12 protein-coding genes and 1 tRNA gene are annotated in these 13,894 nt (G+C 48.6%); 11 read left to right on the forward strand and 2 right to left on the reverse strand.

Annotation, left to right across the window (positions count from 1 at the left end):
- Nucleotides 1-9: 9 nt before the first annotated feature.
- From ispE to Q0X97_RS07790, 4 genes are all read left to right on the forward strand, one after another.
- A complete protein-coding gene (gene ispE / locus Q0X97_RS07775) occupies nt 10-861 on the forward strand; it encodes a 4-(cytidine 5'-diphospho)-2-C-methyl-D-erythritol kinase (protein WP_302066771.1) in 852 nt (283 codons plus the stop codon).
- Nucleotides 862-873: 12 nt separating this feature from the next.
- Nucleotides 874-949: transfer RNA gene (locus Q0X97_RS07780), tRNA-Gln, on the forward strand.
- Nucleotides 950-1,252: 303 nt separating this feature from the next.
- A complete protein-coding gene (locus Q0X97_RS07785; RefSeq protein WP_107879702.1) occupies nt 1,253-2,239 on the forward strand; it encodes a ribose-phosphate pyrophosphokinase in 987 nt (328 codons plus the stop codon).
- A 66-nt stretch (nt 2,240-2,305) separates the two neighbouring features.
- On the forward strand, nt 2,306-2,878 hold the full coding sequence (locus Q0X97_RS07790; RefSeq protein ID WP_302066772.1) for a 50S ribosomal protein L25/general stress protein Ctc: 573 nt from the start codon (nt 2,306-2,308) through the stop codon (nt 2,876-2,878).
- Nucleotides 2,879-3,018: 140 nt separating this feature from the next.
- Here Q0X97_RS07790 and Q0X97_RS07795 read toward each other — a convergent pair whose 3' ends face one another.
- Nucleotides 3,019-4,323, reverse strand: a complete 1,305-nt coding sequence (locus Q0X97_RS07795; protein ID WP_302066773.1) for a replication-associated recombination protein A — start codon at nt 4,321-4,323, stop codon at nt 3,019-3,021.
- A gap of 203 nt (nt 4,324-4,526) precedes the next feature.
- On the opposite strand from Q0X97_RS07795, the gene Q0X97_RS07800 reads away from it, so the two are divergent.
- The 7 genes from Q0X97_RS07800 (at nt 4,527) to Q0X97_RS07830 (ending at nt 12,406) form a co-directional block, all read left to right on the forward strand.
- Nucleotides 4,527-4,889: a hypothetical protein gene (locus tag Q0X97_RS07800; protein WP_302066774.1), complete on the forward strand. Its 363-nt coding sequence runs from the start codon at nt 4,527-4,529 to the stop codon at nt 4,887-4,889.
- 292 nt (nt 4,890-5,181) lie between these two features.
- The gene (gene thrC / locus Q0X97_RS07805; protein ID WP_302066775.1) at nt 5,182-6,594 is read left to right on the forward strand and encodes a threonine synthase; all 1,413 of its coding nucleotides are present in this window, start codon (nt 5,182-5,184) and stop codon (nt 6,592-6,594) included.
- Nucleotides 6,595-6,632: 38 nt separating this feature from the next.
- On the forward strand, nt 6,633-7,403 hold the full coding sequence (locus Q0X97_RS07810; RefSeq protein ID WP_302066776.1) for a hypothetical protein: 771 nt from the start codon (nt 6,633-6,635) through the stop codon (nt 7,401-7,403).
- A gap of 200 nt (nt 7,404-7,603) precedes the next feature.
- Nucleotides 7,604-9,403 (forward strand): lipid A export permease/ATP-binding protein MsbA, encoded by a 1,800-nt coding sequence (gene msbA, locus Q0X97_RS07815; RefSeq protein ID WP_302066777.1) that lies wholly within the window; start codon nt 7,604-7,606, stop codon nt 9,401-9,403.
- A gap of 81 nt (nt 9,404-9,484) precedes the next feature.
- Entirely contained in the window at nt 9,485-10,261 is a 777-nt protein-coding gene (locus Q0X97_RS07820; protein ID WP_302066778.1) for a ferredoxin--NADP reductase, read from the forward strand.
- Between the two features lie 86 nt (nt 10,262-10,347).
- The gene (locus Q0X97_RS07825; RefSeq protein ID WP_302066779.1) at nt 10,348-11,115 is read left to right on the forward strand and encodes a TatD family hydrolase; all 768 of its coding nucleotides are present in this window, start codon (nt 10,348-10,350) and stop codon (nt 11,113-11,115) included.
- 130 nt (nt 11,116-11,245) lie between these two features.
- Nucleotides 11,246-12,406: an FAD-dependent monooxygenase gene (locus Q0X97_RS07830; RefSeq protein WP_302066780.1), complete on the forward strand. Its 1,161-nt coding sequence runs from the start codon at nt 11,246-11,248 to the stop codon at nt 12,404-12,406.
- 110 nt (nt 12,407-12,516) lie between these two features.
- On the opposite strand, the gene Q0X97_RS07835 is transcribed toward Q0X97_RS07830, so the two are convergent.
- Nucleotides 12,517-13,743 (reverse strand): D-alanyl-D-alanine carboxypeptidase family protein, encoded by a 1,227-nt coding sequence (locus tag Q0X97_RS07835; protein ID WP_302066781.1) that lies wholly within the window; start codon nt 13,741-13,743, stop codon nt 12,517-12,519.
- Nucleotides 13,744-13,894: the final 151 nt, after the last annotated feature.

Genomic DNA, 13,894 nt, shown 5'->3' on the forward strand with positions numbered 1-13,894 from the left:
ATAATTGCCATGAGTATCCATATTCCACAGCATGCACAAGCTTTTCTCGCGCCGGCCAAATTGAATTTGGATTTACGGATTACCGGCAGGCGCAGCGACGATTATCACAATCTGGAAAGTATTTTCTGCCTGATCGGTTTGTACGACACTATCTATCTGGCCGTGCGCACCGATGGAAAAATCGTCCTGCATACCCCGCTTGCCGGCGTAGAGCCCGAAAATGATTTGGCCTATCGTGCCGCTGCCGCTTTGCAAGTCCATTCAGACGGCCTGAGCGGTGTAGATATTTGGATGGAAAAACGCATTCCTATGGGCGGAGGATTGGGAGGAGGCAGTTCCGATGCCGCAACCGTATTGCTGGCATTGAACCGTTTATGGCATTGCGGGCTGACAAAACCACAATTAATCGATATCAGCGTGAAACTCGGCGCGGATGTTCCTTTTTTTATCTTCGGAAAAAACGCGTTTGCCAAAGGCATCGGCGAGCAATTGCAAGAAATTTCCGTTCCCCTTCAATGGTATGTTATCGTCAAGCCTCCCGTGCATGTCAGCACGGCAGTGATTTTTTCACACGAACGCTTGACACGGGATTCCGAACCCAGCATAATGCCGACTTTCCAAACGCTGCAACCATTCAGAAATGATATGCAGACAGTCGTTTTTCAGGAATATCCTGAAGTTTTACAGGCTTATCAAATACTTCAGCAATATGGAAATCCTTTAATGACAGGCTCAGGCGCCTGCTTGTTTTTAAGGTTCGACACTGAAGAAGAAGCCGAGTCTGTATACCGGCAAGTTTCAAACATATATGAAACATATTGTGTGGAAGGTTTAAACCGACACCCTTTGTTTGATATATAAGGTTGAAAGTGTTGGGGAGTCGTCAAGCGGTTAAGACACTGGATTTTGATTCCAGCATGCGAAGGTTCGAATCCTTCCTCCCCAGCCAGTTAAAAAGCGTGTAAGTTACCTTGCACGCTTTTTACGTTGTTATTCAAAGCGCCGAAGATTTGTTCCGGTAGTGGCGGATAATCCGATCATTTTACAGTTGCTATGAGTTGCCATGCCGGCTCATATTGTTTATGGTCGGTATCTTGTATAATTACTTGGTTTATCGTCAATAAAGCTGCTTTAAGGCTTTGAATGGCGGAATAGGGCGCGTATAATGGCGGTTCCTTAAAAATGGTCACTGGCGAAAGGAAGCATGATGTTTTCTGAGCGGAACCCTAACATAAACCCAGGTGATGAAGATATGGCTGCATACGACAGTTTGATGGTGTTTACCGGTAACGCCAACCCCGAGTTGGCGCAAAGAGTTGTTAAACACTTGGATATTTCTTTAGGCAATGCTTCTGTAGGCAAATTTTCAGATGGCGAAGTGGCCATTGAACTTTTGGAAAATGTGCGCGGACGCGACGTGTTCATCCTGCAACCGACCTGTGCACCTACCAATGACAATTTGATGGAAGTGTTGACGATGGCCGATGCGTTGAAACGTGCTTCCGCCGGCCGTATTACTGCTGCCATCCCTTATTTCGGTTATGCCCGCCAAGACCGCCGTCCTCGTTCCGTGCGTGTGCCGATTTCAGCCAAACTTGTTGCGAATATGCTGTATTCGGCAGGTATTGACCGCGTATTGACCGTTGATCTGCATGCCGACCAAATTCAAGGTTTCTTTGATATTCCGGTGGACAATATTTACGCGACACCGATTTTGATTAATGACATTCAACGCCAGCGTATTGAAAACCTGACTGTTGTCAGCCCCGATATCGGCGGTGTGGTGCGTGCCCGTGCCGTGGCTAAAATGCTGAATGTGGATTTGGCTATTATTGATAAACGCCGCCCTAAAGCCAATGTAGCCGAAGTAATGAATATTATCGGTGATATTCAAGACCGTACTTGCTTGATCGTCGACGATATGATCGATACGGCGAACACTTTATGTAAAGCTGCTTCCGCTTTGAAAGAGCGCGGTGCATCAAGAGTTTTGGCTTATGCCACTCATCCGGTATTCTCGGGTGAAGCAGTGTCGCGTATTGCTTCTTCGGATATTGACCAAGTTGTGGTTACCGATACGATTCCGTTATCAGATGCCGCACGTCAGTGCGAACGTATCCGTCAGGTTACGATTGCCGGATTGTTGGCCGAAACGGTGCGCCGTATCAGTAACGAAGAATCTGTTTCATATCTTTTCAATGAAGATGTGTTGACAACCGGCAGTGTATTTCTGCCATAACCCTTATCGTTTGAAGCTGGTCGCGGTGGAAAACGATTATTTTGTTTAATTTTGGAGTATTTTAATATGTCATACGAAATTCAAGCTACGCTTCGTGATGCACAGGGCACTGGTGCGAGCCGCCGCCTGCGTCGTGAAGGTAAAACCCCTGCCGTTCTGTACGGTGAAAACCAAGAGCCGGTAGCGATTGCCGTAGACCACAAAACCGTGTACTACGCACTGGAAAAAGAATCTTTCCATACTGCGTTGATTAAATTGACTTTGGACGGCAAAACCCAAGAAGTTATCGTGCGTGATTTCCAAATGCACCCGTTCCGTCAAGAAGTTCAACATATCGATTTCCAAGTTGTTGATGCTACCAAACCTTTGAAAATCCGTGTTCCTTTACATATCATTAATGCGGAAACTTCTCAAGCGGTTAAATTACAAGGCGGTCGTGTTTCTTTGTTGAACACTACTGTTGAAGTGGTCGCTCTGCCTAAAGATATCCCTGCTGCTTTGGAATTGGATTGCGCTTCCGTTGTGGCCGGTGATATTCTGCACTTGTCAGACATCAAATTCCCTGAAGGCGTGCAAAGTGTTGCTCTGAAACGTAATGCAAACTTGGCTGTTGCTACCGTAACCGGTAAAAAACGCTAATGAGCTAAAAGTAAAAAAATCCCACTGTAAATACAGTGGGATTTTTTTTACTTAGTATCGTTGTTTTCAAACGGCCTAATCTTTCAGACGGCCTAATCAATGAGTTGAAAAAGATCGATTTGCGGCAGTTATTTCAACATTCACTTGTTTGAATCTTCATCCAGTTTTTTCAGCCAAGCCAGTTTTTCACTGATTTTAATTTCCAATCCCCGCGGTGCAGGTTGGTAAAAATCAGGTTCAGGCAAACCGTCGGGCATATAAGTTTCTCCTGCGGCATAGGCGTTAGGTTCATCATGGGCATAACGGTATTCGCGCCCGTATCCTAATTCTTTCATGAGCTTGGTCGGAGCATTGCGTAAATGCACGGGTACTTCATCGCTGGCATTTTTTTTCACAAATTCACGCATTTGGTTATAGGCTTTGTACCCCGCGTTGGATTTTGCAGCCGCAGCCAGATACAACACGGCTTGCGCAAGGGCAAGTTCGCCTTCGGGGGAACCTAAGCGTTCATAAGTAGCGGCGGCCTCGTTGGCGATTTGCATGGCACGCGGGTCGGCTAAACCGATGTCTTCCCAAGCCATGCGCACAATGCGGCGGGCAAGATAGCGCGGGTCGGCTCCTCCGTCGAGCATGCGGCAAAACCAGTATAGCGAAGCATTGGGATGGGAGCCGCGCACGGATTTGTGTAGTGCGGAAATTTGATTGTAGAAACTTTCGCCGCCTTTATCGAAACGACGGATTTGCGTGCCGAGGCTGTCGGCAAGGAATTCCGAGCTGAGTTCGGTAATATTTTGTGTTTGGGCTGCGCGTAAGAGTTGTTCCAATAAGTTGAGCAGACGGCGGGCATCGCCATCGGCCGTATTAATCAGTAATTCACGGGCATCTTTGCTGATACTCATGTCGGCGTATTCGGGTAGGGCAAAGACTTTATCGGTGAGCTGTTGCAAATCGGCAGGGCTTAAAGATTGCAGCACATATACTTGGGCACGGCTGAGCAGGGCGGGGTTAACTTCAAATGACGGGTTTTCCGTAGTGGCTCCGATAAAGATAAGCAGGCCGCTCTCGACATGCGGTAAGAAAGCGTCTTGTTGGGCCTTGTTGAAGCGGTGTACTTCGTCGACAAATAGAATCGTCGATTGCCCTTGTTGCAAAGCGATTTCTGCTTTTTCAATGGCTTCGCGGATGTCTTTCACACCGGAAAATACAGCGGATACAGGCAGAAACTGGGCATGAAAACTTTGTGCCAGAATCCGTGCCAGAGTGGTTTTGCCGACACCGGGCGGCCCCCACAGCAACATGGAATGGGGTTTGCCGCCTTCAACGGCGACCCTGAGCGGCTTGCCTGCACCGATAAGGTGTTGTTGCCCGATCACTTCGTCCAAGGTATGCGGGCGTAAGCGTTCTGCGAGCGGCGCGTCGGGCTGACGGGAAAATAAATCCGGCATGATGATTCTTTCTTTTCAGACGGCCTGATTATATAGCAAGGCGATTAAGCCATTATACCGAGTCGAAAGGCTTAAAACGATCTGCTTGTTTTGCAGTATATTGTTTTTCCTAAAATTAAACTGCTGCGGTACAATATCCGCCAATATATATGGATGCCGCCGGTGCGGCAATTATTTTATATGTTGCAGAAAATAAAGGATAAATGATGAAAAAAATCATGCTGACGGCAGCCGTTTTGTTAACGGGGGCCTGTGCGACGGACGGCACTTTTTCAGGCAGCGGTATGGGTATGGCGGATTCGTTGGTTAGAACCGCCATAGACAATCAATGCAGGGTGGAACTGAACAACCGCAATGAATGGCGTATGGCCGCATTGGTAATGACGGCAAAGCAGCAGCGCGAATGGGAAGATAAAATCTGCGGTTGCGCCAGTGAAGAGGCTTTAAACCAGATGACTGCCGCCGAAATCATGCAAGTGGTCAGCCTTGCGACGCGTAATCAAGCCATTGCTTCGATAACGGCTAAAACGGTAACGGCCTGTGTGAAGCGGGTGTTCCGCCGATAACTTTTCAGATGGCCTGTTATGGAAGAGGCCGTCTGAAAAAAATCAACGACAATAAGGTCGAATACATACTAAAACCATTCACTCCCGATAAGGAGTGAGATAGAACGGCGCGTGTGTGCCCGACATAAATGAGTGTTATGGGTATTAAATGAAAACTTATTCGCTTCAAGACGTGCCGTTATTTTGTTTACGGTTTACAATATCCGCTATTTGAAATCTGCCCCTTCTGATTTTTTCAGACGGCCTTAAAACACAAAAACATATTTTTCAATCATTTAAATAGAGAAAAAACATGAAATACATCAGCACCCGCGGCGAAACTGCGTATAAACCGTTTAGTGAAGTTTTACTGATGGGGCTGGCACCCGATGGTGGGTTGATGCTGCCGGAAACCTATCCGCAAATCGATGCGGTTACTTTGGAAAAGTGGCGTGGTTTGAGTTATTCGGAATTGGCTTTTGAAATCATGAGCTTGTTCGTAACCGATATCCCTGCCGACGATTTACGCGGCATTCTCGACCGCACTTACACCGCCGAAGTATTTAACGGTGCGGAAATCACTCCCGTGCGCACACTTTCAGACGGCCTTAAGATTCAAGCGCTTTCAAACGGCCCGACCCTTGCGTTTAAAGACATGGCCATGCAGTTTTTGGGCAATGCTTTCGAATATGTGTTGGCAAAAGAAGGCAAAACGCTGAATATTCTCGGTGCCACCAGTGGCGACACCGGTTCGGCGGCCGAATACGCCTTGCGCGGCAAAAAGGGCATTAACGTTTTCATGTTGTCTCCCGAAGGCAAAATGAGCGATTTCCAACGCGCGCAAATGTTCAGCCTTCAAGATGAAAACATTCACAATATTGCAGTGGAAGGCATGTTTGATGATTGCCAAGACATTGTAAAAGCCGTTCAAAATGATGCCGAATTTAAAGCCGAATACCAAATCGGCACCGTAAACTCGATTAACTGGGGCCGTATTGTGGCTCAAGTGGTGTATTACTTCGCCGGTTATTTCAAAGCTACGCAAAGTAATGAGCAAAAAGTAAGTTTCTGCGTGCCGAGCGGCAATTTCGGTAACGTGTGTGCAGGCCATATCGCCCGCATGATGGGCTTGCCGATCGGCCGTTTGATTGTGGCAACCAATGAAAATGACGTACTTGATGAGTTTTTTAAAACTGGCCGTTACCTGCCGCGCACGGCCGAACACACTATGGTAACGTCCAGCCCTTCGATGGATATTTCCAAAGCCTCTAATTTCGAGCGCTTTATCTTCGATTTAACCGATAGGGATGCTGCCCGAGTGCGTGCTTTGTGGACGCAAGTAGGTGCGGGAGAAGGTTTCGATTTAAGTGCGCAGCTTGATAAAATCCGCCATCAATACGGCTTTGTATCCGGCAAGAGCACACACCAAGATCGTCTGCAAACCATTGCCGGAGTATATAAAACTGATAGCGAGTTGATTGACCCGCATACTGCCGACGGCATCAAAGTGGCGCGTGAAGTGCGTGAAGCGGGCGAAATCGTCGTATGCTTGGAAACGGCGTTGGCCGCGAAGTTTGAAAATACCATCCGCGGGGCTGTGGGAGAGGTAGCCGTGCCGCGCCCCGCTGCGTTGGCAGGCTTGGAAAAATTACCGCAGCGCGTTCAGGTGGTACCGAATGATGCCGATGCGGTGAAAGCCATCATCAGCAAAGTTTGTAAAAAATAAAGAATTGCTGTGGTAACGGAAAAAAGAATTTAGATACGATGACGGATTATACGGCACAGTTAAAAACACTTGCGGCAAGTCAAAATGATGCTGTTGCGCGCCATGTATTGCCCGACGGTAAAGCCGTGTGGATACGCAAAGCCGGCAGGCATAATGCGGCATGGCGTTATCGGCTGCTCGGTGTAGTAGTAAAAGTTTTGCATTTGGGAGTGCTTGCACCTGTTCCCAGCTTGGGCGGAACGACCGCTATTGCTACCGAGGTGGCGCGGTTGCGTGAATTATCGGCGGCCGGAGTATGTGTGCCGGAGCTTTTGGCGCAACAGGAAAACGCTTTGATGATGAGTGAGCTGGACGGGCAAACGCTGTTGGAGCATATTACTCGGGAAGCAGAACAAAAAAAGTTGGACAGCTGGTTGGCCGGAGTACACGCCATTGCGGAAGTACATCGTAAAAAACAGTTTCTTAGCCAAGCGTTTGCACGCAATATCATGTCGGACGGGGAGCGAATCGGCTTTATTGATTTTGAAGACAATCCGTTTACCGTACTCACTTTAGAGCAGTGCCAAAGTCGCGATTGGTTGTGTTATCTGCATTCCACGGTGCTGGTGCTTCAGCGGAACGGTTTATTGCCCGAAGCGGTGAAATTGTTGAAAGAATGTCTGCAACAGCAGCCACAAAACATCCAAAACTTGGTAAAACAGACAATCCGCCCCATATTGTGGATGCGGGTTTTACAGCACCGCCGCTGGGGGCGTGATACTTTGCAGTTGTCTGCTTTGGCCGGATTATTTTATTTATTTGATTTATAAATAATATATGAACAGTTAGGTATATAATGCAGAAGGCCGTCTGAAATGGTTTTCAGACGGCCTTCTGAAGTTTTGACAGTTTGTTGCCGTTATTTCATCGGTTGCACAGCTATAACAAATATTGTGATGAGAAAAGTTTTTGTTTAGAATCGTGCGCTTGCTCTAAACCGAATTTATTGATTACTCGCGAATTTTATATTATGCATATATCGAAAAAGCAGTCGAGTTGGGAATTATACAAACGACTGTTTGGCTATTTAAAAAGCTATTGGAAAGTTTTTTCCGTCGCCATTGTATCCATGCTGCTGGTGGCAGTTACCATGCCTGCATTCGGTTATCTTCTTAAGCCTTTGATTAACGAAGGCTTTGTCGATAAAAACATGCAAAAAATGACTTGGATGCCGCTGGCGATTGTCGGTTTGTTTTTGGTGCGCGGTATTTTCAACTTCATCAATGAATACTGTACCACCTACCTTTCCAGCCATCTGGTGCAGCGTATGCGTGGCGAAATGTTTGTCAAGCTGATGCGCCTGCCGTCAAATTATTTTAGCAGTAACAGCAGCGGCCGCATTATGTCCCGCGTGCTCAATGATGCGGGTCAGATTACCGATGCCGGTTTCAATGTGATTACCGTATTGGCGAAAGACGGTGTCAGCGTCATTGGTTTGCTCGGTTTATTGTTTTATTTGGATTGGAAGCTGACGCTGATTACATTCGCTATTTTGCCGGTGGTTGCTTTCAGCGTGCGCCTTGTCAGCCGCCGTTTGCGTAATTTATCTCTGTATAATCAAAAGTTTCTCGGTCAAATGATGCAGGTGCTCAATGAGAGCATCGATGGTGCGCGTGTGATTAAAGTTTACGGAGGCCAAAAATACGAAACCAACCGTTTCAACCATGTTTCCGATAATGTCCGTCGCAATAACGTCAAACAATCTGCGGCCAGCTCTATCGGCACCAGTTTTACGCAATTGATGGCAGCGGTTGCATTGGCCATAATTATTTATACTGCCGCTTCGCAAGCGCATTCGTCTGATTTCAGCGCAGGCGATTTCATGGCCTTTCTTTCCAGCATGATCATGATGTTTGATCCCATCAAGCGCATGACTGGTATTATGCAATCGTTGCAGCGCGGTTTGGCGGCGGCGGAAAGCGTGTTCGGCTTTTTGGATGAAGCCGAAGAAACCGACGGTGGCGTACAGACTTTGAATAACCGCCCCGGCGATATCGAATTTCGCCAAGTGGTTCACCGTTATCCCGAAGCCGAGCGGAACAGTTTGAATGGTGTCAATCTGATTGTTCCGCAAGGGCAGGTGGTTGCTTTGGTGGGGGCTTCAGGTTGCGGCAAAACCACGTTGGCCAATATGTTGCCGCGCTTTTTCAACCCCACCGAAGGTCAAGTGCTGATCGGCGGCACCGATATCCGCGAATACACGCTTGAAAGTTTGCGCGAGCAGATGGCTTTAGTGAGCCAAGATGTCGTGTTGTTCAACGGCAGTGTGGCCAGCAATATCGCTTACGGCCAGATGAATAAAGTCAGCGAAGCCGATATTGTTCAGGCGGCAAAAGCGGCGAATGCATGGGAATTTATCAAGGCCATGCCGCAAGGGTTGCAAACTGAAATCGGTGAGAACGGTTTGAAACTTTCCGGCGGCCAACGCCAGCGTTTGGCGATCGCCCGCGCCCTTCTGAAAAACGCCCCGATTTTGATTTTGGATGAAGCAACCAGCGCGTTAGATAATGAATCAGAACGTCTCGTGCAGGCTGCGTTGGAGAATCTGATGGTAAACCGTACTACCATCGTGATTGCGCACCGTCTCTCTACCATTGAAAAAGCCGACAATATCGTGGTAATGCACGAAGGGCGCGTAGTAGAGCAGGGCACGCATACCGAATTGTTGGCGAAGGGCGGGCGTTATGCCGATTTGCACAGCCTGCAATTCGATGAAACTTCGGAAGACTTGTCGGAAAAAAGCGACGGCCCGATCGCTGCGGTTATTTAATTTTTCAGACGGCCTTTTATCATTAATTAAAACGTTATTCAGAATCTGTTTTTCAAAATCATATAAATTAGGAAATCGACAATGGCAGCATTCAATACCCAGACCGTATTGTCCGTTCATCACTGGACAGACGCTTATTTCACCTTTACCTGCACCCGCGACGAAAGCCTGCGCTTTGAAAACGGCCAGTTTGTGATGGTGGGCCTGATGGTGGACGGTAAGCCGCTGATGCGTGCATACAGCGTGGCCAGTGCCAACTGGGAAGAACATCTCGAATTTTTCAGTATCAAAGTACAAGACGGCCCGTTGACCAGCCGCTTGCAACATTTGAAAGTGGGCGACGAGGTGCTGATCAGCAAAAAGCCTACCGGCACATTGATTTGCGGAGATTTGAACCCCGGCAAAAATCTGTATCTGCTTTCTACCGGCACCGGCATCGCACCTTTTCTGAGCATTACCAAAGACCCGGACGTATATGAGCAATTTGAAAAAATCATCTTGGTTCACGGGGTACGCTACAAGAAAGACTTAGCTTATTACGACCGTTTCACCAAAGAATTACCCGAGCACGAATACTTGGGTGAAATGGTAAAAGAAAAACTGATTTATTACCCCGTGGTTTCTCGTGAAGAATACCCGCACCAAGGCCATATTACCGATTTGATGCGCAGCGGTAAGATGTTTAAAGACATCGGTTTGCCGATGATGAATCCCGAGCACGACCGGGCAATGCTGTGCGGCAGCCCCGCCATGTTGAAAGATGTCAGCGCGGTATTGAATGAATTTGGTTTGGTGGTGTCGCCGAAAATGGGGCAACGCGGCGATTATTTGATCGAACGCGCTTTTGTTGACCAATAAAGGATTGTTGCCGTATATAAAGGCCGTCTGAAAAATGATTTTCAGACGGCCGCTGTTTGTTGAGAGCATCTTTAGGTTGAGCCGGTATGAAATTCACCGATACCCATTGCCATCTTGCCGACCCGTTATTCCGGGATAATCTGCCCGATATTATTACCGAAGCAGAGGCTTCGGGCATATGCCGGTTTATCGTGCCTTCCACGCACGCCGCCGATTTTGCCGACGTGGCGGCATTAAACGGTTTGCCGCAAGTGCATATTGCTTTCGGTATTCATCCGTGGTTTACAGAGTCGGCTGTCGATGCCGATTTAAACCGGCTGGAAAATTTTTTACAGCAATATCCGCAAGCATGGGTGGGTGAAATCGGTTTGGATTTTTACGATAAAAACCAAACATTGGCGGCGCGTGAATACCAGATACTATGGCTTACGCAGCAGCTTAAATTGGCACAGCAATACTGCCGCCCCGTTATTCTGCATAACCTAAAGGCCACCGCAGCATTGGTGGCAGTTGTGAAAGCCACCTGTTTTACACAGGGCGGGATCGCCCATGCATTTTCCGGCAGTTTGGAAGAAGCCCGTTCGCTTACGGCGTGCGGCTTCAAAATCGGTATCGGTTCACTGTTGTTGAACCCCACTGCCAAAAAAGCCCGCCAAGCTGCCCGCGAGCTGCCTTTAAGTGAAATTGTTTTGGAAACAGATAGTCCGTTTATGCTGGCAAACAGCGTGAACGTTCCGGCAAATGTACGCAAAATCGCCGAAATCGTTGCGGAACTGCGCGGAGTGCCTGTCGAAACCGTTGCGGAAGCAACGGAGCGGAATGTTGAGGCATTGTTGGGAAAGTGTGAATCTTAAATTTCAGTTTTGTATGAATTGAAAGAATCTTTAGAGGCCGTCTGAAAACCGTCTTTCAGACGGCCTTTGTTCAACCTGCTTTCCAAATCCGTTAGAATACCGGTAATTCTAACGATTCAGGCTGAACATCATGCAAACCATTCCCGTGCATACCCGGATTGCCGTTATCGGTGCAGGCCCTGTCGGAGTGCTGGCCGCTTTGCAACTGCATCGACAGGGAAAGCAGGTATTGTTGATAGAAGCACGCGCCAAAGGTGTCGAAATTAAAGACAAACGCACGCTGGCTTTATCGTTCAACAGCGTGCAAGCCTTCCAAGCGGCAGGCGTGGATTTGCCCGAAAACGAAACCACCCGTATTAAAAACGTGCATATTTCCCAGCAAGATCATTTCGGGCGTACTCTGCTGCGTGCGGAGGATATGAATGCGGCCGAATTGGGGCGCACTGTGGATTATGCGGTGATTATGCGCCAATGCGAAGCTGCGCTTGAGAAGCAAAACCTGCCTGTGCTGTGGCAAACCCAAGTACGGCACGTGCGTACGCTTTCGCATTTTGCCGAATTGGATGTGATGTATAACGGGCAATCGCACAGTATCACGGCGGATTGGATTATTCTGGCGGAAGGCGGACACCTTGCCGAGCAGCTTCCCGGTCTGCACCGACACAGCTACGACTACCGGCAGTCGGCATTGGTTACGACGCTTGAATTCGACCGGCCGACCGACGGCACGGCTTACGAACGCTTTGCCGATAACGGCCCGTTTGCATTGCTGCCTTATCATGACGCTTACCGGTTGGTTTGGACGCGTACGCCCGAAGATGCTTTGGCCTTGAAAGATATGGCATTTACTGATTTTGCACGGGAGTTCGAGCAGGCTTTCGGCAATCGTTTGGGCCGTCTGAAAAAACGCGGAGAAGCAGCCGTTTTCCCTTTGCAGCTCAAACAGTTGAATCGTGTGTATAGCGGGCGGGTAATCTGTATCGGCAACGCCGCACAAACCATGCATCCTGTTGCCGCCCAAGGTTTGAATTTAGGCGTGCGCGACGCATTGGCATTGGCGCGGGTGTTTGCTGCGCCGCATAGTTTGAAAAACAGCAAACTGGCGCAGCAATATGCGGCAGCCCGCCGTTTGGATGCGCATGCTATTGTCGGCTTTACCCACAGTTTGGTAACGTTGTTCGACCATCCCGATGCCTTGTTGAAATTCGGACGTGGCGGCGTGATGGCGTTGTTGGACGGTATTCCCGCTGCACGTAAAAAATTCACCGAGCAGTTGATCTTCGGTATTTGATGAAACGAATGTGAAAAGGCCGTCTGAAAACTTTTCAGACGGCCTTTGGCTATCTATAAAGCCTTCAGTAAGAACGATTGCCGAAGAGCTTGTTTGATTAAGATTCCTGCCTATTCGTCGGCAAACAAGCTCTTAAACCACAATACAATGCTGTCGTAAGTGCGGCCGAACCAGCCGGCTTCTTCCACCGAATTGAGGGCAACCACATTTTTTTCCGCCAATACTTTGCCACCGTTCATGATTCTGAGCGTGCCCAGCACTTGGCCTTTTTCAATCGGCGCAAGCACAGGTTGCATGGTTTCCAGTATCGGTTTAATGTTTTTGCCTTCACCGTGCGGAATGGTTACATAAGCCGCATCCAAAAAGCCGACGTTCACGGCATTGGAGCTGCCCTTATACACTTTTACCTGTGAAATGGTTTGGTTGGCATCATACAGTTTCGGAGTGTCGTAAGACTGTAATGCCCAGTTCAGCAGTTTGCTGCTTTCAGAGGCACGTGCTTCGGTGCTTTCGGTACCGACCACTACGGAAATTACGCGGCGGCCGTTGCGTTTGCTGGAAGCAATCAGATTGTAGCCGGCACTGCTGGTGTGGCCGGTTTTCAGGCCGTCTACGCTGGGGTCGCGGTAGAGCAGCAAATTGCGGTTGGGTTGTTCAATATTGTTGTATTTAAACGATTTAATTGAATAGATGGGGTAATACTTGGGAAAGTCGCGGATGATGGCTCCGGCAAGGATGGCCAAGTCGTTCACACTGGTGAGATGACCTTCGCCGGGCAAGCCGGTGCTGTTTAGGAAATGGGTTTGGGTCATGCCGAGGCGTTTGGCTTCGGTGTTCATCATCGTGGCAAAACCTTCTTCGCTGCCGCCGATGGCTTCGGCCAGAGTGATGGCGGCATCATTGCCCGATTGAACGATCAAGCCTTTAATCAGGTCGCTGACACTGGCCGGTTTTGCGGGGTCGAGAAACATGCGTGAACCTTCGGCTTTCCAGCCTTTTCGCGAAACGGTAAGCATTTGGTCGGGCTTCAGGGTGCCGTTATCCAAGGCTTTGAATGTCAGATAAGCGGTCATTAATTTCGTTAACGAAGCAGGTTCGACTTGGGTATCCAAACCTTTTTGCGCCAACACTTGGCCGCTTTGCAAATCTTTGATTAAAAATGCGGTGGCGGCGATTTCCGGCACGGGAGCGGCAGGCATAGCGGCTGCGGTGGTTGCAGGTATCGCAGCCGGTGCAGACGCGGCTTGCGGCGCGGCAGGTGCGGTTTGTTCCGGTGCGGCAATGGCGTTGCCAAGCATTAAGGAGGCCACAGTCAGGCCGAGTAAGGTTTTCTTCATGTTTTGAACTTTTTGCTTTTCAGGTCATAAAAACACAAGCCGTCTGTTTCAGGCGGCCTGTTCGTTATCGGATAGTGTGCAGAATGAATCTGAAGCCGTTTGGGATGCTCTGAAATAAGGAGCATTCTTTCAAATGCGTTGGAATACTGCA

It is taken from the genome of Neisseria sp. MVDL19-042950 (assembly GCF_030504625.1).
Taxonomy (GTDB): Bacteria; Pseudomonadota; Gammaproteobacteria; order Burkholderiales; family Neisseriaceae; genus Neisseria.

What these genes read in the sequence shown, in the direction of transcription:
- Q0X97_RS07820 (WP_302066778.1), top strand. Translation starts at nt 9,485, where the DNA reads ATGGCAGCATTCAATACCCAGACCGTATTGTCCGTTCATCACTGGACA.
- Q0X97_RS07810 (WP_302066776.1), top strand. Translation starts at nt 6,633, where the DNA reads ATGACGGATTATACGGCACAGTTAAAAACACTTGCGGCAAGTCAAAAT.
- Q0X97_RS07795 (WP_302066773.1), bottom strand. Translation starts at nt 4,323, where the DNA reads ATGCCGGATTTATTTTCCCGTCAGCCCGACGCGCCGCTCGCAGAACGC.
- Q0X97_RS07830 (WP_302066780.1), top strand. Translation starts at nt 11,246, where the DNA reads ATGCAAACCATTCCCGTGCATACCCGGATTGCCGTTATCGGTGCAGGC.
- msbA (WP_302066777.1), top strand. Translation starts at nt 7,604, where the DNA reads ATGCATATATCGAAAAAGCAGTCGAGTTGGGAATTATACAAACGACTG.
- Q0X97_RS07785 (WP_107879702.1), top strand. Translation starts at nt 1,253, where the DNA reads ATGGCTGCATACGACAGTTTGATGGTGTTTACCGGTAACGCCAACCCC.
- Q0X97_RS07825 (WP_302066779.1), top strand. Translation starts at nt 10,348, where the DNA reads ATGAAATTCACCGATACCCATTGCCATCTTGCCGACCCGTTATTCCGG.
- thrC (WP_302066775.1), top strand. Translation starts at nt 5,182, where the DNA reads ATGAAATACATCAGCACCCGCGGCGAAACTGCGTATAAACCGTTTAGT.
- ispE (WP_302066771.1), top strand. Translation starts at nt 10, where the DNA reads ATGAGTATCCATATTCCACAGCATGCACAAGCTTTTCTCGCGCCGGCC.
- Q0X97_RS07790 (WP_302066772.1), top strand. Translation starts at nt 2,306, where the DNA reads ATGTCATACGAAATTCAAGCTACGCTTCGTGATGCACAGGGCACTGGT.
- Q0X97_RS07800 (WP_302066774.1), top strand. Translation starts at nt 4,527, where the DNA reads ATGATGAAAAAAATCATGCTGACGGCAGCCGTTTTGTTAACGGGGGCC.
- Q0X97_RS07835 (WP_302066781.1), bottom strand. Translation starts at nt 13,743, where the DNA reads ATGAAGAAAACCTTACTCGGCCTGACTGTGGCCTCCTTAATGCTTGGC.